Below are 20,419 nucleotides of genomic sequence, written 5' to 3' on the forward strand. Positions count from 1 at the left end.
TCATCCGAAGAATGATTGTTCACGGTGCAACAATGGGAAAGGGCATCAGCATGTCGCACGCGCCCGGGAAATCTAACAAAGTTTTAAGAAAGCCGGCAACCGCCGCCGGGAAGACCAAGACCGCGAAAACGAATGTATCTTCCACCACGCTCACTGAAACGGTGGCTGCGTGGGAGGACGATCCGGAAACCGCCGTCAGCCTGATGGTGCCAACGCCGGATCTTTCCATGATTCCCCTTGCGTTCTCGTTCCCAGCCGGCGGGCCGTCGCCTGCCGTTTATGCGCAGGGCACGCCCGAGTTCCGTTATTGGGCCACTGCGGCCGCGTTGAGGCGGAGCGCCGACTATTGGGCAAAGCGGGTACCGCTGGCGCAATGGCAGGGAGGGCCGAGCCTCAGCGTCGTGCTCGACAACGGATTCGACCTCGACGCCAATTATAATCGGGCGGCGTTGAACTTCTTCCACGGTCCTGGTGTGACAGGAACGGTCTTTACCGGCGAAAGTCCCGACGTTAGCTGTCACGAGGTGGGCCACGCCGTGCTTGACGCGTTCAAGCCCGAGCTGTGGGGTGTCGCAAGCCAGGAAATCGCGGCCTTTCATGAGTCCTTTGGCGACATCAGCGCCTTGATGTCGGCCATCCAGATTCCTTCGCTGCGGATCGCTGTCCTCGCCGCCACTGGCGGAGACCTGTACACGACATCGCGCCTTTCAAGGCTTGCGGAGCAGCTCGGGAGCGCTCTCCGTGCACAGGACCCTGCCTTGGCCGAGGCGGACTGCCTGCGCAGTGCGGTCAACTCGTTCAACTATCAGGACCCGATGACGCTTCCAAGCGCAGCCCCCATGTCGCAGCTCTCGTCCAACCCCCACTCTTTCTCGCGCATTTTCACGGGTGCCTTCTTCGAGATTCTCGGGGTTTCGCTCGCCGCGAAGGCGGCCAACCCGGAGGCACCGACCGAGGCGGAGCTGCTTGCCGTCGCTGACGATCTCGCCGGATTTTTCGTTCAAGGTGTGAAATGGTCGTGGCCAATCGTTACCAACTGGTACGCCCAAGTCGCTGCGAACATGGTGATCGCGGCCCAGGCAGACCCGACCTATTCGTCAATCACCAAGGGTGTGTTCGTAGGCAGGAGCATCCTTTCCCTGCAAGCCGCGTCCTCGCTGCCAATGATGGCGAAGGCCAAGTCGCTCACCACGGCGGCGAAATCGGCCACGGTCGAGCAGGGGCCTCTGCCCATGGTCGGGCTGCCGGGGTCCCTGTATGGCATCGACGGCAGCCTCTTCGTGGAGGCCGCGGCCGAGCCGCGGGAATTTGTCGTGACGTCCGCCGGTTTTACTGGCGAGCCAGACGTCCCCTCGAACGGAACTGCGGTGGCTAAGGCTTTCGTCGACGACCTATTCATGCGTGGTCAGATCGACTATGGCGCGGTCGTCGACCCAAAACATCGGCTGGTGCGCAACCACAAGACCAAGACGCACGCACTCGTCAAGGTCGACGGGGGAGTGCGTCTCGAGCGTCGACTTTTCAACTGCGGCCTCTGCGCGCGTGGCGTTAACCACCAGAGAGGAATGAGGGGGTGACGCAGAAGGAAAACTCGCCGGACCAAATCATCGACCAATTTGCCAGCGACCCGGTGGGGTTGACCGTCCGGGGCGTCAGCCTGAAAATTGCTTCAAGACGATCGGTGACCGGTCGTGCGGATGCAACTTACCCCGATCCTTGATCCGCTATCCTTGCGGCGGGCTAGACGAAAGTAAATCAAGCGACTGCTTGGCTCTTTCCTCCCATGCCTTGGCTCCCTGATTGCGTGCGAAAGAGATCGCCTCCTGAAACGATTTCCTGGCCTCAGCGGGTCGGTCCATCTGCCGCAGTAATTCTCCTCTTAGCCGAAACAACTCAGGCATGTAGTAATGCTCACCGGTACGCTCTGCGAGCCTCAGTCCTTGGTTGAGGGCCTCTGTCGCTTCGTGAACTCGTCCCATTCGAAGGTAGCTATCGGTAAGCACGCCCAGATAACATGTTTTATCGACCTCCTGATCACCCATGTAGTCGCAGATGTGCTTCATCTGCGCCAGACCGGAAGGATCTTTGTGGCTTGCGACCTTGGCCCAGCCGGAAAAAAATGAAGCGAAATTGAGCCAGAGCTGAAATCCGTTTCGTGTCGCAAGCGGCACGAGCTCATCCACCAGCCTCTCGAGCGTTGCTACATCCTGACGAAGAGACATCAGTATGCAGCCGTTGCCCAGATACGCGGCCAGACGGTAGTCCGCTTGTCCGCGAGCTTCCATTTCAGCTGCGCGGAACAGTTCCATGGCCGCGTCTGTTTCGCCAAGTATTTGCAGCGTCCATGAGAGATAAAGCATCGACATGCTTGGAAAATCACTTCCCACTTCATGGGAGCGCTCGCGATGCTCAAGGGCTTCTAACAATACCTCTCGTGCTTCCGGAAAGTTGCCGCGCGCGAAGGCGCACATGCCTCCGAATTGCAGTCCGAGCACCAAGGCCCTAGTGTTGTCATCCGTGCGGCCAATCTCTTTGAGCTGGTTGCTCGCCCATTCTGCGTTCGAGAATCGGGCGGAGTTGAACGAAGTTCCGAACAGGCCATCGAGGGCGCGGATCGCCGCCTCCGGATCTCCGATAGCCTCGCTCAGCCGCATGACATTGCGATACGCGTCGCTGCCTTCCTCGGTCATATATCCATAGGCCGCATAGAGGACGTCGCCCCTTTCGAGTTCGAGGGTAAGCTCCCTGCTGTCGCGCCCCGGTGACGGCGGCATTCTGCGCACACATTCGATCCCTTTCGCGAACATGTTTGCAGCCTCGACCTTCGCCCATGTCGCCCCAAGCTTCCTGCCCGCCCTAAGCCAGTAGTCGGCGGCGCGCTCGAACTGCGTTGCCTCGTGATAATGCTGGGCGAGGATTTCGGGATGCTCCACGACAGTCCTCGGTTGGACGACCTCGATCGCCTTCGCGACGAGGGCATGGAGCTCCCGCCGCCGGTCCCGAAGCAGCGCCCCTTGCGCGGCCTCCTGCAACAAACTGTGAGAGAAGGAGAAGCGGGGCCAATCGCCGAAGGGTTGCGGTGCGACGATCCCGACGGCGACAAGACGCTCGATCTGCGGTCGCAACACCTCGCTCGAGAGTCCGACGACATGAGCGAGCGTCTTCAGGTCGAATTCCCGGCCGATCACAGCTGCAGTTTGTGCGACCGTTTTAGTCGCGCCGAGCTTGTCCAGACGGGACATAAGCGCGGACTGGAGTGAGATGGGGACGGGGCTTGCGGCCTTCTTCGCCCCGGACAGATCGGATGAATTGGCGGCAAGCACGAGGGCCGACCGGGCGAGTTCCTCAAGATAGAGGGGAACGCCTTCGGCTTTGCTGAGGAGCGTCGAGACCACGCTGGAAGATAGGTGGCCCCCTTCGACGACATTCTGGACGAATTCGCCAGCCTCCTCGCGCGAGAACCGTTCGAGGGCAAGATGCATCGTGACGGCTTTATCAAACTCAGCCCTTGTCTGGCGCTCGCGCGAGGTCACCAAAAGGAGCACCGGAAACCGCGCGACGCCGCAAGCGAGCGTCTGGAGGAGTTTGGCCGAAGAAGGATCGATCCATTGTTCGTCCTCTACGAAAAACATCAGGGGACGGGTGCTCGCCAATTGCCGAAGCCAGTCGGAAAACACGTGGCCGATCGCGGCTTCCTGTTCGGTTGAGGTAAGCCTGGACGGCTCGTATTCTGGTTCAACCGCCAGAAGCCGTGCGAAGATCGGATATGAAACCGACAAGGGGACAGTGCTTGCCGATAGAGTGGCCCGCAACCTTTCGGACGGTAAAGGCGTATCCTCCGCAATGCCAGCCTCCTGCTTGAGCAGTCTGAGAAACGGAAAAAGTGCGCTGTTGGTGAAGGCGGGCGCACACTGTGCGACGAGCGCTTTCGATGTGGGAAAGCTTCTTCCGACCTCGTAGAGCAGACGCGATTTACCGATCCCTGGCTCGCCGCTTATCAACGCGACGCGCCCGTGGCCGTCAGTTCGTACGCCATCCCAGAGGGCCTCTATTGCCTGCAACTCGTTCTTCCTCCCCACCAGCGGCGTTGATCGGAGTTCCGCTACAAAGCGGTATTGCCTCGCAATCGGCTTGAGGGCACGACGGATGTTGATGGGATCACTAAAACCCTTCAGAGTCCTCCCGCCGACATCGGTGTATTCGAAGGCTCCCGACGTCGCTTCATACGTGTTCTCGTCGACGTAGATGACGTTCGGTTCGGCTATTGCCTGAAGTCGGTGCGCGAGACTCGGGACATACCCGAACGCTACCGTCGAAATCCCGGCAGGCGCACCCTCAATATCGCCGACGACGACCAGCCCGCTTGCCACTCCAATTCTGACGCTAAGATGCGAACCATCTGGCGCCTCTATCTGTGGAACGGCAGCCACGATATCCAATGCCAGGTGGATCGCGCGCTCGGCGTCATTCTCCTCTGCCGTCGGAAAGCCGAACAGAACCTGTAGTGCATCGCCGACATAGTTGGCGACGAAGCCTCCATGCAACCTCGCAAGCCCGTTGCATCGCGAGAGGAATGTCTGTGTGAGCTGGCTGAAGTCCTCGGGGTCGAGCTTAGAGGCATACTCGGTCGAACCGACCATGTCGCCCATTAGAATCGTTAACTGCCGGCGTTCGACTGGAGTCCGATCATCCGCAGGCTGCCGCACCGAACTGCCGAGCGCCGCGATCGCTGCAAGTAGCTTGCGGCGGGGGCCCATGGGGACGCCAAGTTCGCGTAGATCCTGATCAGAAAGCAGCGCGAGCGTGTCAAAGTCGATCTGCGCGTCAACGAACTTGTTCGCCAAATGCTGCAATCCGATCTCGGCAAGCCATATGGTGACATCGTTCATCGCCGGATTCACCCAGTTGAAATAAACCATACTCAACTTGCGCATTTCTTCCATTCAAGCCACTCTACTAGGTGCCTTTATTCAACAAGTTGACTTTATTCTGGGCGCGGCCGCTTGGGTTTCCACGTATACTTGCAATGCTGCGAGAGCGTTTGGTGCGGTCCTTTGGTAGTGCATGGCATTGGCATGGGTAGGAACCGGCCGGACCCTCCGCGGGCGGCACGGAGGGGGTCAATATGAAAGCATGTAGGTTTTATGGGGCTTTAGCCCTTTTCTCGTTGCTTGCGGCCTCGCCTGCATTCGCGATCAACGAATGCCCCGGGGCTGGCCAAATGCCCTGGAGGGACTACCGTAATGGTTCACTGACCGCGCCAACGCCGGAAGAACGGCGTGACGTGATAGACTTGCTGTCTCAATATGCATGGACGATGGATAACCGCGACTTTGACGGGCTTGCCGCTTTGTTCGAGAGGACGGGTCAGTACCTCCATTGCGACCCGGGCAATGTGAATGCCGTACTTGCCATTTCGGCTGGATCGCTGGCTAAGCAATTCCAGACGATGTTCGCGACCCTCGCCGCTACGAACTCCAGCGCCACCCGGCTTCTCAGTAGTATCCTAATTGGGAAGAGGAAAGATGGCCTCTTCGAGGTCGCATTGACGGTCCAGGTGAACATCCAGACCATCGGGGTCAGCGCGGCACAGCTTGACTACACCGCCAAGCTATATGGAACGATCAAAAAGGATGGCGACGAGATGAAGTTCCTTGTCCTCAAGGTCGTTCCTTTCCAGTCCGGGATACAGGCCAGCGCGCGTTGACCATCCGGCTGGCGGCAAATGAGGAAAGGAAACATGGCGCGCCTCGTCCATCTCGCCGTGGCGACCGTGACTGCTCTGTCTCTGCCGGTTAGTTGGGAGATTCCTGCTCCACTGGAGCTACACGCCGGGCACCTCGAGGAAGAGGTCCCCTTCTCGGCCACCGACACAAAAGCGGCAACGGCCGGTACCCGAACCGTGTCGCCATACGACCTTCTTCTTGAGTGGAACGGTGACGTATTGTGGGCTCCGGCGACAGAAAGCAACGATCCGGTGACGAAATTCGGCGATGAGGCCAGGTCGGTGTTCGGCCCCATACCGGACGGCGTCTGTACGGGGCCGAACTCGAGGCCGATCGGTATCGAGGTTGGCGGAAATGCCGTAAAGCTGGAGCCAAATCCCTCCAAGGCAGGCGCTCCACTCGAATTTGTGCACCGTGACGTCGAAGGCCGCCTGGTGAAGTGGACGACTGCCGTCGACCGTTGCGACAAGCCTTCGCTCGCTGGCGGCGTGACTTTCTGCGCAATGAACTCGCGTGTCGGCCGGGTCGCCCGTGACCATGTACAGTGGCTGTTTCTCTGCCGAAAGTCGTCCGAAAGCCTAGAAATCGTGCCGGATACGTACTGGACGGAGATGGATCCACGGTTTTCCCGATACAGCGCTATCGGATTCAACGACGTTACGGGTGAAATCGCATTCCTAGACGGCCGGAAGGACCGCTCCGTCTTCGACTGGAGAGAGCGCTTCCCTCCACCCGGCGGAACATCCTACGGCGACTCAGCCGGGCGGCGCGCCGCGGAGGAACTATATGACGGCAGCGCCAAGGTCGACTGCGTACTCTGTCATGATAACAAGAAGCCCACGGTCATCGATCCGCACATGCAACAGGCGCGAGTCGGTTATTTCGGGAGTAGGCACGATCCGCGCGCCGCATTTAGCATGGGCAACTTTCTTCCCGGCCGTGTCGCGAGGCAAGGCCTACCATTTCGCGTGATCGGTTCGGGATACGCGGCCATCCATGCCGGCACGCTACTTGACGCTAGGTCTGTCTTGATCGACGGTCATCCTTGCTCGGGCTGCCACAGCCTTACAACGCTGGAGTCGGGACGTCGCTTCGCCGCTGACGCTACTGGGAAGACGCCTGTCATCCCGAACGCGACGGTGATGCAGAACGCGGCCCTCTTTGCGCAAAAGATGGCCCTCGGGCTCGTGCAGAACCACAGGACCGAATGGGCCTCTGCCTCTGGGGCGGGTAGGATCAGTCCGTGGATGACACCCGAGCATGGTGGCAACCTATGGAAAGGCGTGCAAACACTCAGTGATGAGGACTGGTTGCGTCTCACTCGTTGCGCATGGGGCGTCGGTGGAAGCGAATGTGGTTACAGGCCGCTGTTCACGCCGTGCCCGCCCCCGGGCGGCGGCGGCGACACCTTCTTGCCAGCAGACTTTTCCGCCGACGTCCGCTCTCAAGCCACCGCCGCGAACGGCGTGCAAAAGATCCTGCGACTTTCTTGGAAGTACCTGAACGGCTATGGCAACGTGCCGACCCGCGACGACGTACGTTTCAACGTGGCATTCAAAACGATGGATGTATCGCTGGTCCGTGGACCACCGGGTCAGCAGGAATATCCGACAATTGACGAGGCGAAGGGAATGGGCTTTGTCGCAGCGGCAGGAGGTGTGGGCCGCTCTGGATCGGCGACGCTCTTAAAAGATGTTTCGTTCGCCGGACATAAAAAATGGACGGACCCCGTGCCATCCAACATAGCTCGCTTGTATTCGATTGATATCCCGGCAGCATGCGGGATGCGGTATCTCTTTAGGATAGAGCCCAAGCGCTTCTGCTTTGACAACTCAGAAATCCGGTTCAGTGAAACAGAATACCTGCTCTACAAGGACATAGATTGCCGCAGATAGGCTGTACGAAGCTGCTTCCTTCGATGCTGTTGCAAGAATTCCGTCAATGTCCGAATCGACAGCGCGCCACAGCCAATATTTTCGGCCGGCAATGGTGATGACGACCTCATCCAGGTGCCAGATGCTTGAAGTCCGGCTGCCTAATGAGATTGTATCTATAACAGCGCATTATCTTAGCAAAAAATGATAATGCACGGGGCCGCGGGTTCGTATCTCTTCAAGAGCAGTAAGCCTCTCAGGCAAACTCGCTCCTTTTAACCACATTGATGAACGCTCTGAGCGCGGGCGGGACGAGCCGGTGGCCCGGATAGTAGAGGCACAGACCTTCATATGTCGAGGACCAGTCGTCCAACAACGACACCAAGGCGCCGGTCTCGAGATGAGTTCGGCACAGTCTCTCCGGAACGTAGGAAACCCCTAAGCCGCGCAGTGCGGCCTGGAGAGCAAGCTCCGATCGATTGACAGTAAATGCGCCTACGGGATCGACAGAAATCTTCTTGCCTCCCTTCTCGAATTCCCAGCGATAGGGAACACCGGTCGCCGGTCTGGATCGAACACAGTCTAAGACATCCAGTTCCTCCGGAGAGGCGGGAAGCTGGCGGCCTTTCAAGTAAGCTGGCGATCCAACCACCTTCATGCGTGACTTCGCCCCGAACTTAAGAGCGATCATGTCCTTAGGAATATCATCGCCCAACCGAAAGGCTGCATCGAACCCCTCCGCAACGATGTCAACAAAAGCGGAGTTCGCAACAAGTTCAAGCTGTACGTGCGGATACTCACTGAAAAACGTCGGTACCACGGTCTCCATCAGCAGGGCTGCCACGACATCAGACGCCAACACGCGCAGTGGGCCCCGTGGGCTGTCCTTGGTATTTGCCGCCTCCACTAATGCCTCATCCAGATCATGAATTAGCGGAGACAGCCGGTTCGCGAACGCTTCGCCGGCTGATGTGAGCGACACGCTTCGTGTGCTTCTGTGGAGAAGACGCGTCTCAAGACGCTCCTCAAGCCGTCGGATGAAATGGCTAAGTGTCGATGGCGCAATGCCAAGTTCCTCGGCTGCTTTACGAAAGTTGCGATGGCGCGCAGCAGCCAAAAATGCGCCCAGTTCAGCGAAGGTCGGCTTTTCATTCATGGCCAATTAGCTAACAGTCCATCCAAGCTTGTGCAATTCTGCTTCGTAAATTCGCTCGCTATTTGAGAGGCCATTACTAATGTGAGGACCTCTGAAATGCATAAAGTCTGGTTCATAACTGGAATTGGCCGTGGGCTGGGGCGTGAACTGGCCGAGCAGCTCCTTGCCGCCGGGCACTCTGTATTCGGCACTGCCCGCAGCAAGCCCGACCTGCAGCAGCTGATTGCAAAATATCCTGATGCCCTTGCGGTTGAACGGCTGGACCTTGCCGATGATGCGCCGAGATTTGTCGCTGTCGTCGAAGCCGCCGCTGAGCGGTTCGGCGGGATTGACGTTCTCGTCAATAACGCCGGCTACGGCCTCTTTGGTGCCGCCGAAGGCATAGAGGAAGAGCAATTGCGACGGCAACTCGAGGTCAATCTGGTCGCCCCCATGCTTCTCACCAAGTATGCGCTTCCGCATATGCGCGCACGAGGGAAGGGGACCATCATTGGGATTTCGAGTTACGGGGGCCAGGCCACACATCCCGGGGCATCCGCGTATCATGCGAGTAAATGGGGGCTCGAAGGCTATTTTGAATCGCTTTCGAAGGAGATCGGCTATTTTGGGCTCCGCGTACTGATCGTAGAACCTGGCGCGGCGCGAACATCTTTCCGCGGCGCTGCAGCCGAGCATCTGACCAACACGCCTCCGGGATATGAGCAAACTCCCATCGCCTCTCTCGGATCGGCTCTGCGAGATCCTGCTCGCAACCCCATAGGCGACCCTAAAAAGATTGCCGCCGCTATCATCCAAGCGACCGACAATCCCACGGACGCTCTACGGCTGGTTCTAGGTAGCGATGCTTATACCTATATCACGAGCGCGCTGTCCGAGAGGCTGAACCAAGTCGAGGGCCAACGGCTCTCGGCCGCGTGGACAGATTTCACGTAAATCCCAGCGGATATGCGAGCCTTTGCGGTCTCTTCCCTGATGGCGCCACCACAGGCATCTGCGGCGGCGCCGTCTCTGATCCTGGTTTCGCGTCGTTCCCGTCAGGTTTGTCTTCGTCTCCAGATCTCGTCGAGAGCCAAGGCAACGATTTCCATCGAAGCAGCTGCCGCACCGATCATCCAGACATTGCCAATCGCGATGATCCCGGCGCCGATCGCGCTGCCGATGGAAAAGCCGAGATACATGGTGGATGTGTTGAGAGAGAGTGCGACCGAGGCGTGGCTCTGTCCTCCGACAACGATCAGTCGCGCCATCTGCGCGGGAAAGAAGGACCAGACACTGAATCCCCAGCCGGCGACGGCGAGAAGTGCCAGCAAAACGGCACCCGTGCCAGGGAATATTGTGGCCGCAGCCAAAGCGGCGAAAGAGAGGGCCAGCGCGATAAGCGAGAGCTTCGCGACCTTGAGCGAGCCGAACCGATCGTTCAGTGCGCCGCCGGTGAAGACGCCGAGCGCCGCGAATACGCCCCACAGCGTGACGGTCGCCGCAATGCCCCTGTCGGCAAACCCAAGCGTCTGCGAGAGGTAGGGGGCGATATAGGGATAGGCCGTATAGGCGCCCATCGACCAGAACAGCGTCACCGACAGCAGTTTTAACACGGGTGCCTGACGGATCACGCCAATACGCTCGGAAAGGCTCGCGATGATCATATGGGCCCCCGCGTTGCGTCCGACACCTGCAAGGATGCCGATAATCCCGGCAGCCCCCATGGCGGCGACCATGAGAAATGTCGAGCGCCAGCCAAATGCATGGCCGATGATCGAGCCGAGCGGTAGGCCAAGTGCGATCGCGATGGTCATACCGCCGCTGACGATGGCAAGTGCGCGTCCTCTTTTCTCAGCCGGCACGATCATTCCGGCAAGCGCGTTGGCGTTCGGCGCATAGAGACCGGCGGCAACCGCCATCAGGATGCGTGCCAGTATCAACGTGGCGAACCCTGGCGCAAAGGCCGCGATCAGATTGCCGCCCGTGAAGAGCATCATGGCAAGCAACAACGTGTCCCGCCGACGCAAGCCACCGGTGATGACCGTTGCGATCGGCGAGCTGAGCGCCAGTACCAGGGTAAAGACGACAACCAGCATGGCGGTTGCCGACAGGCTCATGCCGAGATCGGCCGAGATGGTCGGCAACAATGGCGCGATCATGAACCCTTCGGTACCGATCGCGAAGGTCCCGAGCGCCAGGAACCATGCCGGTAGCATGGACGGCTCGGGCCGTCCGAGATCCCCGCCGTTAATGGGAATGGCTGATTTCAAATCATGTTTCTGCAGCATGGTAACCTCCAGCCGAATGCCCGGCCGCCTTGTCGGCAACCGGGCCTCGGCCTGTCGTGTCAGACGGGGATCGGATTTGCGACCAGAGATTCGTTGAAGGCGTTGAAGAGCGCGTGCTCCCCGCTGCCGGGATTGTCGCGGATGGCCTTGATCTCCTCGACATAGATCTCCTCGGCCTCGGTACCGAGACCCTTCATCGTCTTCTCGATGAAGATGTCCAGCGGCATTGCGCGCGGATCGCCGCTCTTCTTGATCAGATCGGTGTCGACCCATGGCGGCGCGATTTCCTGGACGCTGACATTGGTGCCGCGCAGCTGGAAACGCTGCGACAGAGCATAGGAATGCAGTGCCGCCTTGGTGGCGGAATAGACTGCGGTGGAGGCAAGCGGCAGATAGGCGAGGACCGACGTGTTGTGGATGATCGTAGCCCTTGGCTGAGCCTTAAGATGGTCGATAAGCGCCGACGTCAGACGGATCGGGCCAAGCAGATTGGTGTTGATGATCCGGCGCGATTGCGCGTCATCGATCTTTGCGCCCGCGTCGTCGAAAGGCATGATGCCGGCATTGTTGACGAGGACATTGAGCGCGGGATAGTCGCGGATCAGACGGGCTGCGACGCGCTCGATATCTGCGGGATCGGCGATGTCGAGTTCGATGCCATCCATGCCCGGATTAGCAGCGGTCACCTCATCGAGCAGAGCCTTGCGGCGGCCGGCGATGATGACCTTGTTGCCGAGTCTGTGAAAAGATTCCGCCAATGCGCGGCCAATGCCGGATGTGCCGCCCGTGATGAAAATCGTATTGTTCTTAAGTTGCATGAAAGCTCTCCTTGGATTGTGGGTTTGCGGTAGAAGCGGTGCTTCGATGGGATGATCATGGCTCAGCGCAGCAGTGTCTGAAATGACAACTAAACGTCATTTCAGGACATCAGCTTCACATGATCGGGATAGGCCGGTGTCAAGCGGCGCGCTCGACCTTCGGAAAATCGAGGACCGTGCCGACCGTGTTATTGACGCTGTTGGTGAGGATGTTGACCGCGACGTGAGCGATCGTCTCGAGGATTTCCGCGTCGGTCAGACCATAAGCTCTGGCTGCCTCAAGGGCTGTAGCCGCTCCCTGCCCATGCGTGGCATTGATTGCGAGAGCAAGCTCGAGAATGGCCTGGATCTTCGGGTCGGACGCGCGTCCCTTTTGAGCGTTGGCCCGGTCTTCGGCACTGACCCCAGCCGCGCGTGCTCCGCCGGTATGTGCGGCGAGGCAATAGTCACACCCGTTAGCGGTTGCGATGGCGACGGCGATTTGCTCCTGCGCCGCGGGGGGAAGGACGCCGTCGCGCAGAAATCCCTTGCTCCCTGTATAGACGTCGAGTGCCGCCGGTGCATGGGCAAGAACGCGATAGAGATTAGGAACCTTGCCCATCGCTGCCTTTGTCGAGGCAAAGACGTCTGCTACATGGGGTGTTACTTCGTTGTCTGAAAGTGTTGAAATTGCTGACATGGTTGATCTCCTTCAAGCGCTGCGATGATGCGCGGCAGGAGAGCGTCAAGCTTGTAACTTCGTGCTATCGATGGTCACGACAGATCGCTATTGGCAGGCTAGGCCCATCGTGTGATCGGATCGGACAATTCGAGGAACTTCAAGCGGCAAATTCCTCGGCACGTTCGCCTTCGATCAGCCGCAAGCTGCGCCGAAGGCTTTGCGGCGGCTGGCCGAAAGAGCGCAAGAACGCGCGGCGCATGCGGTTCCGATCCGCGAAACCTGTATCCCTTGCCACAATATCAATCGGGTGGCGACCGTCTTCCAGCATGGCCTTGGCTGCCTCCAGCCGCAGCCGCTCGACTGCCTTTGCCGGCGATTGCCCGGTTTCGTCACGAAACAGACGGCTGAACTGGCGCGGGCTGAGGCTTGCGGCTTCAGCGAGTTCCTCCACGGTCAGGGGATTGCGAAGGTTCTCCTTGGCATAGACAAGGGCCCGGCGGACCCGATCCGAACGGGGCTCAAGTTCGAGCAAGGCGGAAAACTGTGATTGACCGCCGGGCCTGCGGTGATAGACGACCATCTTGCGGGCGATAAGGCGGGAGAGTTCGGCACCATGATCGTCCTCGATCATGGCGAGCGTCAGGTCTATGGCCGCACTCATGCCGGCAGAGGTCCAGATGTTGTCGTCATGGACAAAGATCCTGTCGTCGTCGACTGCGATTGCCGGATACCGCTCGCGCAACGTCCGGGCATGGGCCCAGTGTGTGGTCGCGGTGCGACCATCCAATAAGCCGGCTTCGGCCAAAAGGAAGGCTCCGGTACAGACACCAGCGACGCGTCGCGACTGGATCGCGGCATCGCGGATATAGGCAAGCAGTTTTGCCGACGCAGGCTTGGGAACGAGCTCTCCAACCACCATCAGCGTATCGGGAAAATCGCCGAGCGGTTCGGTCTCGATACGGATGCCGAGTGATGAGCGGACCGTACCACCCTTTTCGGACATGACCGTCAGGCGGTACATCTCCTCGCCGAGCGCATCATTGGCGAATTCGAAGGCAGTCAGAGCGGCCATGCCCATGACCTGGAAGCCATCTTCCATAATGAAACCAACGCGTCGCATATCGACTTCCGCATTAGGTCCGTAATTGACGGACAAGCTGGATCATAGAGTTCTCAGGCGTGGGCTTCGCCACGCTCCGCGACTTTCGCCTCTCGCGGATCAACGCCGCGGGGTTTACCATAGAGGCTAATATTGGCATCGCCCCAATATTTGAGTGCGAGCAGGATCGGCTCCATGCTGCGGCCGAGTTCCGAAAGGCTGTATTCGACCTTCGGCGGGACCTGCGCATAAACCTTCCGCTCAATCAGGCCGTCGTCCTCCAGTTCACGCAACTGATTGGTCAGCATGCGTGGCGTCACATTGACGATATGCTTGCGGAGCTCGTTGAACCTCAATGTGCCCGACAGGAGGTGGAAAAGGACCACCGACTTCCATTTTCCATCGATGAGGCCGATGGCCGCCTCGACCGAGCAGCCGGGAGAACAATCGAAACGGGAGTGTCTGGCTTTTGCCATAACAGTATCCTTTTTGATACTACGTGCGTTCTTTGTGCGTATTGCGCTCCTACGAATATAGACCATTTTGGATCCATATCAATCAGCAATCACTCACTCATCAAAGGAGCAAATCATGAAAGCGATCGGTTACAAAACAGCGGGCGCCATTGACCGCGAAGACGCCTTGCAGGATATCGAACTTCCCCGTCCCGTGCCGGCAGGCCACGACATTCTCGTCGAGGTCGAGGCGATTTCGGTCAATCCGGTCGATACGAAAGTTCGCAAAAACGCCAATCCGGAAGCGGGTCAATGGAAGGTTCTCGGCTGGGATGCCGTCGGCAAGGTGGTCGAAGCCGGGCCTGACGTGAAAGGCTTCAAGGTAGGCGATGAGGTGTTTTATGCCGGCTCCCTGATCCGTCCCGGCGCCAACAGCCAGTTTCATCTGGTTGACGAGCGTATCGTTGGAAACAAACCGAAGACCCTCTCCAATGCGGAAGCTGCGGCCTTGCCGCTGACGGCGATTACCGCCTGGGAAATGCTGTTTGACCGGCTGGATATCCGCAAGCCCGTGCCAGGTGCGGCAAACGCGATCGTCATTATCGGCGGTGCGGGTGGCGTCGGCTCGATCGCAATTCAGCTCGTACGAGCGCTTACCAATGTAACGGTCATTGCCACGGCGTCGCGTCCGGAAACGCAAGAATGGGTCAAGAGCCTTGGCGCGCACCACGTCATCGACCATTCCAAGCCGCTTGCCGAACAGGTTGCCGCCCTCGGGATTGGCGCGCCGGCCTTCGTCTTCTCCACGACCGAGACCCATCGTCATGTGAAGGAGATTATCGAGCTCATCGCGCCGCAGGGCCGCTTCGGGCTGATCGACGACCCGGAAAGCCTCGATGTCCTTGGCTTCAAGCGCAAGGCTGCATCGATCCACTGGGAGCTGATGTTCACGCGTTCGATCTTCGAGACCGCCGACATTGCCGAACAGGGCAAGCTGCTGAATGAAGTCGCCAGGCTGATCGACGAGGGGAAGATCTATACAACCGTAACTGAGACGATTTCTCCCATAAACGCAGCGAACTTGAAAAAAGCCCATGCCGCGATCGAAAGTGGAAAGACCAAAGGCAAGCTCGTGCTCGAAGGTTTCTGAGCCAATCGAAGACCCAGAGGGCGGAAGAGTGATTATCTTGCCGCCCGATCTTCGGGTGATGGTCACTTAAAGAAGGACAGGACAATGGACGAGAATGCGTCGGAGGTTATTCACCTCGTTGCAAGGTTAAAGGCGAAGCCGGAGCAGCGGTCTGCGCTCTTTGATGCATTGAAGGCAATCGTGCCGGAGGTGCGAAAGGAGGATGGCTGCCTGCTCTACGATCTTACCGTGGACCGCGACGACCCTGATTCAGCTGTGATGCTGGAAAGCTGGCGCGATGGCTCCGCTCTCGAAGCTCATGCGCAGGCGGCCCCGTTCCGATCGCTGGAGGCTCGTCTCAATGAGCTTCTTGCGGAACCGTTGCACCTGCAACGTCTTCAGCAACTCCTCTGAAACCAGATATTGCCGAGCTCGCGACTGAGTGAGGCAGGAAGGGTAATATCATGACATCTCTAGCAAACAGCCGCGTTCTCGTTGTTGGCGGCAGTTCGGGCATCGGCTTGGCCGTGGGAGAAGCGGCCATCGCCGTCGGTGCTGCTGTCACGATCGCCTCGCGGTCACGTCCCAAGCTTGATGAGGCGTTGAAGTTGTTGGGACCTCAGGCTCGATCCGCAGTTCTCGATACAGCGGACGAAAACGCGCTCGAAGCGTTTTTCGGCGCAAACGATCCTTTCGACCATATCGTTGTGTCAGCGGCACAGACGCCCACGGGACCTGTGCGCAAGCTTGCGCTTGCCGAAGCGCAGCAGGCGATGGAGAGCAAATTCTGGGGCGCCTATCGCGTTGCTCGATTTGCCCGTTTCAGCGAACGTGGGAGTTTGACACTCATCTCGGGCTTCCTGAGTGAACGGCCGTCAGGCACCTCGGTGCTGCAGGGCGCCATCAATGCCGCGCTCGAGGGCTTGGCGCGGGGCCTTGCACTGGAACTTTCCCCCGTCCGGGTGAACACGGTGTCGCCAGGCCTGATCGATACGCCGCTCTGGTCGAAAATGGATCAGGACGCGAAAGACGCAATGTTCGCCAAGGTCACCGCCAACCTGCCGGCAAAGACAGTGGGGAAGTCGACCGACATTGCCAATGCGGTGCTTTTCCTCATGGCTACGCCGTTTGCGACCGGCTCGAATGTCCGCGTCGATGGCGGCGGCGCTATCGCGTGAAACCTACCTCTTATTGAAAGTAAACATTGCACCGGCCTTGTCCGTGCAACTGTCTCGAAACTTGCCCCTCTGGCTCAGCGGCTCTCCGCCCGGCCGGGATCGATGGGCTGTGCTCTATGGAGATCTTAATGATAAAGAAAACGCTGTTGTTGCTGGCCACCACTGGCCTAATGCTGGCATTCCACGCCAGCGAGTCTTCTGCGGAAGACAAGCCGCCGAAGCTTGAGACCGTTGCCACGTTTAATGATGCAATGCCGACGGGAGTGACTGTCACGCGTGACGGCCGCATCTTCATCAACTACCCACGATGGGGCGACGACGTTCCGTTCACCGTGGCGGAATTGATCAATGGCAAGGCAGTTGCCTACCCCGATGCAGAAATCAATAAAGCGGACCCGGCCAATCCGGCCAAGAGCCTCATCAGCGTACAGAGCGTTGTCGCCGATCCGGCCAACCGATTGTGGATTCTTGACACCGCGGCACCCGGTTTCAAGCCGCCGCTTCAAGGGGGTGCCAAGCTGGTCGGCGTCGACCTCGCGACCAACAAGGTAGTGAAGACGATCGTCTTCCCAGCAGACGTTATTCTGAAGTCGACTTATGTGAACGATATCCGTTTCGATCTGACCAAGGGTTCGGAGGGTGTCGCCTATGTGACCGACAGCTCTCTGACCGGTCCAGGAGGCATCATCGTTGTCGATCTTGCATCTGGAAAGGCCTTCCGTCGCCTGACGGGCGACCCGAGTACGTCGGCTGACAAGGATTTCATCGCTGTCATCGACGGCCACAAGTTCATGAACCGTCCGAAGGACGGAAAACCGTCCAAGATTCAGATCGCCAGCGATGGGATTGCCATCTCTCCGGACGGCGAGACGCTCTATTACTCGGCGGTATCTGGCCGGCATCTCTATTCGGTACCCACGGCGGCACTTCTCGATCAGAACGTCAGCGAAAAGCAGCTTGCCGCCAAGGTCAAGGATCTTGGCTTAAAAGGTGCTTCCGATGGGCTAGAAACGGATGACAAGGGCCGTGTCTATGGCGGTGACTACGAGCACGACAGTATCCGCGTCCTCGACAAGGGCAAGTGGTCGACGCTCGTCCATTCCCCTGAGATTCAATGGCCGGACACCCTGTCGATTGCGGCCGATGGCTATCTCTATCTTACCGCCAACCAACTCGACAAGCAGGCTGGTTTCCATCAAGGCGTCGACATGCGCAAGAAGCCCTACAAGCTGCTTCGCATCAAGATCTACGGCGGACCGGTTCTGTTGAACAAATAAAAGGTTCGATTGGTTTCGACATGCCATCAGCGGCGATGATGGCCTCCATCGCCGCTGATTTGGCGGGCAAGTCAACTATACGGCGGGTATGCTGGCGGCGCCATGGCTGGGCGTCGCTGCCTGAGGCAAGATCATCTCGAATATGGCACCGCCATCGGGATGGTTGCGAGCGGTCAGCGAGCCGCCGTGTGCGTCAACGATCGTCTTGCAGATCGAAAGGCCAACGCCCATGCCTTCGGATTTTGTTGTGAAGAATGGGTCGAACAGCTTCGCCAGGTTTTCCGGTCGAATTCCGGTCCCGTTGTCGCGGACCGTCAGCCTTATGGTTTCGTCTGAAACTTGATCGGTAACCAACTTGACTTCCCGCCTCTCCAACGAGGTCTCGGTCATCGCGTGGATGGCGTTCGTGACGAGATTTGCGACCACCTGCTGCATTTCTACCCGATTGGCAAGAACCACGTGGTCGAGCTCCGCAAAGATGGATTTGATGCGTGTCGCGGAGGAAACGACCTCTCGCTCCAGCAGTCCGATGACCTCCAGGACGAGCTCCTTGAGATCGACAAGCTCAGGTCTGGGCTGGTTTCCCTTGATCTGTTCGCGCGTGCGCTGAATGATTTGGCTGGCACGCATGCTATGCTGTACCACCTTCTCGGCCGCGTTGTGCGCTGCCCGTATGTCTGGCGTTTCAGACTTCAGCCAGCGGATGCAAGCCTGTGCGAACATGACCGCGGCACCAATCGGCTGGTTGACCTCGTGAGCAATAGTGGCGGAGACCGCCCCCACGGTTGCCACCCGACCGGCACGGGCAAGCTGCACTTGGGCCGCAAGGAGTGCCTCCTTCGCTTGCTCACGCTCAGTCACATCGATCATCGCGCAAGCGACACGGTCAAGAGCGTCCCGATCCGTCGTCAGTGCTGCAATAAACAGAACCGTAACCGGTTTGCCCTGACGGGTCAGCAGATGTAACTCCTTCTCATAACGTTCAGCGCTATCCTCCACCGCGAATATCAACGAAAGAAACGTGTCCGCATTGGTCGGTAGAAACCGGCGCATCGGACCGAGGAGCTCTTCTGCCGAGCTGCAAGCAAATAGCTTCACCGTGGCGTCGTTGACGTCAACAAAGTGTATGAGATCCGCGCATTCGTCGGCAGAGCCCGGATGACGTTCAAAGAAATCTCTGACACTGCCACCATCGGCCAGAGCTATCTCATCGAGTTTCTCACGCAGCCTTGATAGGTCGAGTTCACAAAGGGAAACATGGTTCTGCTCGAAAATAGCGCGATAGCGCTTCTCACTTTGCGTGAGCGCATGCATGGTTCGGGCGCGCGCGCTCGCATCGAATGCGACAAGGCTCAGTCCGCCGGTGATCGCCAGGTAGAAACCGACTGCGAGGAGGCCGCTGGTGGAGGCAAGCGTCTGAGCGATCACAGGAGAAAAGGCGCCACCCACGATACCGCCAATGTTGAAGGCCAGCGACGTGCCGGAATATCGGACACGGGCGGGAAACAAGCTCGGCAGCCAGGCGCCGAGCGGTCCGTTGACGAAGCCCATGGCACAGAGAGAAAGAGCCAGGTAGAGGAAGATCGTCGACAGCGAGCCACTGCTCATCATCGGCGATATGGCGATGCCTGACAGGATTGTCCCGACGCATCCCCAGATCAATACTCGTTCGTGGCTCAGCCGATCGGCAAGCCAGCTCGCGATGATAATCGAGCCTGCCATGAACAAGATGGCAATCAGCTGCACTCCAAGAAATTCAGCTCTTGTATAGCCGAGGCTTGTCGTGCCGTAGCCGAGCGCAAACGCGGTCACAACGTAGTAAAGAGAGAAGCATGCGACGACACCGAAAGCGCCGATGATAAGCTGGGAGGAATGATCGCGCACGACCTCAACAAGGGGAACGCGTGCGGGCTTCGTCTCAGCGACCGCCTCGGTGAATTCGGGGGTTTCGACCAGGTTGAAGCGCAGCCAGAGGCCAAAGCCTACAAGCGGAAGGCTGACGAGGAAGGGAATGCGCCATCCCCAGCTGGCGAACTCCGCCGGGGTCAGCGAAACCGTCAGCAACAGGAATAGTCCATTTGCCAAGAGGAAGCCGATCGGTGCACCGAGCGGCGCGAACATCGCAAAACGGGCCCGCCATCCAGGAGGAGCATTTTCCAGCGCCAGCAGGACAGCGCCTGTCCACTCTCCCCCGAGCGCCAAGCCTTGGCCGAAACGCAACAGACAGAGGAGGGCGGGGGCTAGCCAACCCGCGACCGCGTAGCTTGGAAGAAGGCCGATCGCAGCTGTTGAGAGGCCCATCAATAATAGCGACGCTACGAGGGTGGCCTTGCGACCCACCCGATCTCCAAAATGCCCGAAGACAACGCCTCCGATCGGCCTCGCCATGAACGCGATGCCAAAGCTTGCATAGGCTCCGATCAGCTCCAGCGATGAGACGGAAGCCGGAAAGAAGAGTGGCCCGAATATCAAGCTTGCGGCAGTCGCATAGATGTAGAAATCGTAGAATTCGACTGATGTCCCGATGAGGCTCGACACGAGAATTCGCGAGGTTACCGCGATCGGTTTGGTTGTTCCTCCACCTGTCGAACGGAAGGTGGAGGTCTCGGTCGGCAGGACATCGGCCATGAAATGTGTCGCTAAAATGATTGATCGGGTCTGGCGAGATTTCTGTTAGCACTTCGCGGACCTGTCTGCACCTCTAAGGAGCAAATACCGCGTGGAGTAGGCGTTCTGTCTATGGCGCGTAAGGCTGAAGCTCTGTAGGAAGATTTGACGA

17 protein-coding genes and 1 pseudogene are annotated in these 20,419 nt (G+C 58.7%); 9 read left to right on the top strand and 9 right to left on the bottom strand.

Annotation, left to right across the window (positions count from 1 at the left end; genetic code table 11):
- Positions 1 to 50 precede the first annotated feature (50 nt).
- Positions 51 to 1,577, top strand: coding sequence for a hypothetical protein (locus DQ393_RS29730; RefSeq protein ID WP_112345303.1), 1,527 nt, complete (start codon positions 51 to 53; stop codon positions 1,575 to 1,577).
- Entirely contained in the window at positions 1,574 to 1,720 is a 147-nt protein-coding gene (locus DQ393_RS33605) for a hypothetical protein (protein WP_181592441.1), read from the top strand. The genes DQ393_RS29730 and DQ393_RS33605 overlap by 4 nt, the downstream gene beginning before the upstream one ends.
- 4 nt (positions 1,721 to 1,724) lie before the next feature.
- On the opposite strand, the gene DQ393_RS29735 is transcribed toward DQ393_RS33605, so the two are convergent.
- Positions 1,725 to 4,889, bottom strand: a complete 3,165-nt coding sequence (locus DQ393_RS29735; RefSeq protein WP_112345379.1) for an adenylate/guanylate cyclase domain-containing protein — start codon at positions 4,887 to 4,889, stop codon at positions 1,725 to 1,727.
- Positions 4,890 to 5,125: 236 nt separating this feature from the next.
- On the opposite strand from DQ393_RS29735, the gene DQ393_RS29740 reads away from it, so the two are divergent.
- Positions 5,126 to 5,707: a hypothetical protein gene (locus DQ393_RS29740; protein ID WP_112345304.1), complete on the top strand. Its 582-nt coding sequence runs from the start codon at positions 5,126 to 5,128 to the stop codon at positions 5,705 to 5,707.
- Between the two features lie 33 nt (positions 5,708 to 5,740).
- Complete coding sequence (locus DQ393_RS29745; RefSeq protein ID WP_112345305.1) at positions 5,741 to 7,621, top strand: hypothetical protein; 1,881 nt, start codon at positions 5,741 to 5,743, stop codon at positions 7,619 to 7,621.
- 48 nt (positions 7,622 to 7,669) lie between these two features.
- On the opposite strand, the pseudogene DQ393_RS29750 reads toward DQ393_RS29745, so the two are convergent.
- Together DQ393_RS29750 and DQ393_RS29755 are read right to left on the bottom strand one after the other, a co-directional pair.
- A pseudogene (locus DQ393_RS29750) lies at positions 7,670 to 7,744 on the bottom strand (DDE-type integrase/transposase/recombinase); the annotation flags it as partial.
- A gap of 112 nt (positions 7,745 to 7,856) precedes the next feature.
- Positions 7,857 to 8,756 (bottom strand): LysR family transcriptional regulator, encoded by a 900-nt coding sequence (locus tag DQ393_RS29755; RefSeq protein ID WP_112345306.1) that lies wholly within the window; start codon positions 8,754 to 8,756, stop codon positions 7,857 to 7,859.
- Positions 8,757 to 8,852: 96 nt separating this feature from the next.
- Here DQ393_RS29755 and DQ393_RS29760 point away from each other — a divergent pair, with 96 nt between their 5' ends.
- Entirely contained in the window at positions 8,853 to 9,689 is an 837-nt protein-coding gene (locus DQ393_RS29760) for an SDR family oxidoreductase (protein ID WP_112345307.1), read from the top strand.
- Between the two features lie 101 nt (positions 9,690 to 9,790).
- Here the strand turns inward: DQ393_RS29760 and DQ393_RS29765 are convergent, their stop codons facing one another.
- From DQ393_RS29765 to DQ393_RS29785, 5 genes are all read right to left on the bottom strand, one after another.
- On the bottom strand, positions 9,791 to 11,023 hold the full coding sequence (locus DQ393_RS29765) for an MFS transporter (RefSeq protein ID WP_112345308.1): 1,233 nt from the start codon (positions 11,021 to 11,023) through the stop codon (positions 9,791 to 9,793).
- A 59-nt stretch (positions 11,024 to 11,082) separates the two neighbouring features.
- Positions 11,083 to 11,841, bottom strand: coding sequence for an SDR family oxidoreductase (locus tag DQ393_RS29770; RefSeq protein ID WP_112345309.1), 759 nt, complete (start codon positions 11,839 to 11,841; stop codon positions 11,083 to 11,085).
- A gap of 139 nt (positions 11,842 to 11,980) precedes the next feature.
- Positions 11,981 to 12,520, bottom strand: coding sequence for a carboxymuconolactone decarboxylase family protein (locus tag DQ393_RS29775; RefSeq protein WP_112345310.1), 540 nt, complete (start codon positions 12,518 to 12,520; stop codon positions 11,981 to 11,983).
- A gap of 139 nt (positions 12,521 to 12,659) precedes the next feature.
- Entirely contained in the window at positions 12,660 to 13,622 is a 963-nt protein-coding gene (locus DQ393_RS29780) for a GlxA family transcriptional regulator (RefSeq protein WP_069610733.1), read from the bottom strand.
- A 53-nt stretch (positions 13,623 to 13,675) separates the two neighbouring features.
- Positions 13,676 to 14,077: a winged helix-turn-helix transcriptional regulator gene (locus tag DQ393_RS29785; protein WP_069610732.1), complete on the bottom strand. Its 402-nt coding sequence runs from the start codon at positions 14,075 to 14,077 to the stop codon at positions 13,676 to 13,678.
- 115 nt (positions 14,078 to 14,192) lie between these two features.
- On the opposite strand from DQ393_RS29785, the gene DQ393_RS29790 reads away from it, so the two are divergent.
- The 4 genes from DQ393_RS29790 (at position 14,193) to DQ393_RS29805 (ending at position 17,640) form a co-directional block, all read left to right on the top strand.
- A complete protein-coding gene (locus DQ393_RS29790) occupies positions 14,193 to 15,206 on the top strand; it encodes a zinc-binding alcohol dehydrogenase family protein (RefSeq protein ID WP_112345311.1) in 1,014 nt (337 codons plus the stop codon).
- 84 nt (positions 15,207 to 15,290) lie between these two features.
- Positions 15,291 to 15,599: a putative quinol monooxygenase gene (locus DQ393_RS29795; protein WP_112345312.1), complete on the top strand. Its 309-nt coding sequence runs from the start codon at positions 15,291 to 15,293 to the stop codon at positions 15,597 to 15,599.
- 50 nt (positions 15,600 to 15,649) lie between these two features.
- On the top strand, positions 15,650 to 16,363 hold the full coding sequence (locus tag DQ393_RS29800; protein ID WP_112345313.1) for an SDR family oxidoreductase: 714 nt from the start codon (positions 15,650 to 15,652) through the stop codon (positions 16,361 to 16,363).
- Positions 16,364 to 16,491: 128 nt separating this feature from the next.
- Positions 16,492 to 17,640: a major royal jelly family protein gene (locus DQ393_RS29805; RefSeq protein WP_245430496.1), complete on the top strand. Its 1,149-nt coding sequence runs from the start codon at positions 16,492 to 16,494 to the stop codon at positions 17,638 to 17,640.
- A 75-nt stretch (positions 17,641 to 17,715) separates the two neighbouring features.
- Here DQ393_RS29805 and DQ393_RS29810 read toward each other — a convergent pair whose 3' ends face one another.
- Complete coding sequence (locus DQ393_RS29810; RefSeq protein WP_112345315.1) at positions 17,716 to 20,268, bottom strand: MFS transporter; 2,553 nt, start codon at positions 20,266 to 20,268, stop codon at positions 17,716 to 17,718.
- Between the last annotated feature and the right edge of the window lie 151 nt (positions 20,269 to 20,419).

The organism is Martinezella tropici, assembly GCF_003287875.1.
Lineage (GTDB): Bacteria > Pseudomonadota > Alphaproteobacteria > Rhizobiales > Rhizobiaceae > Rhizobium > Rhizobium tropici_C.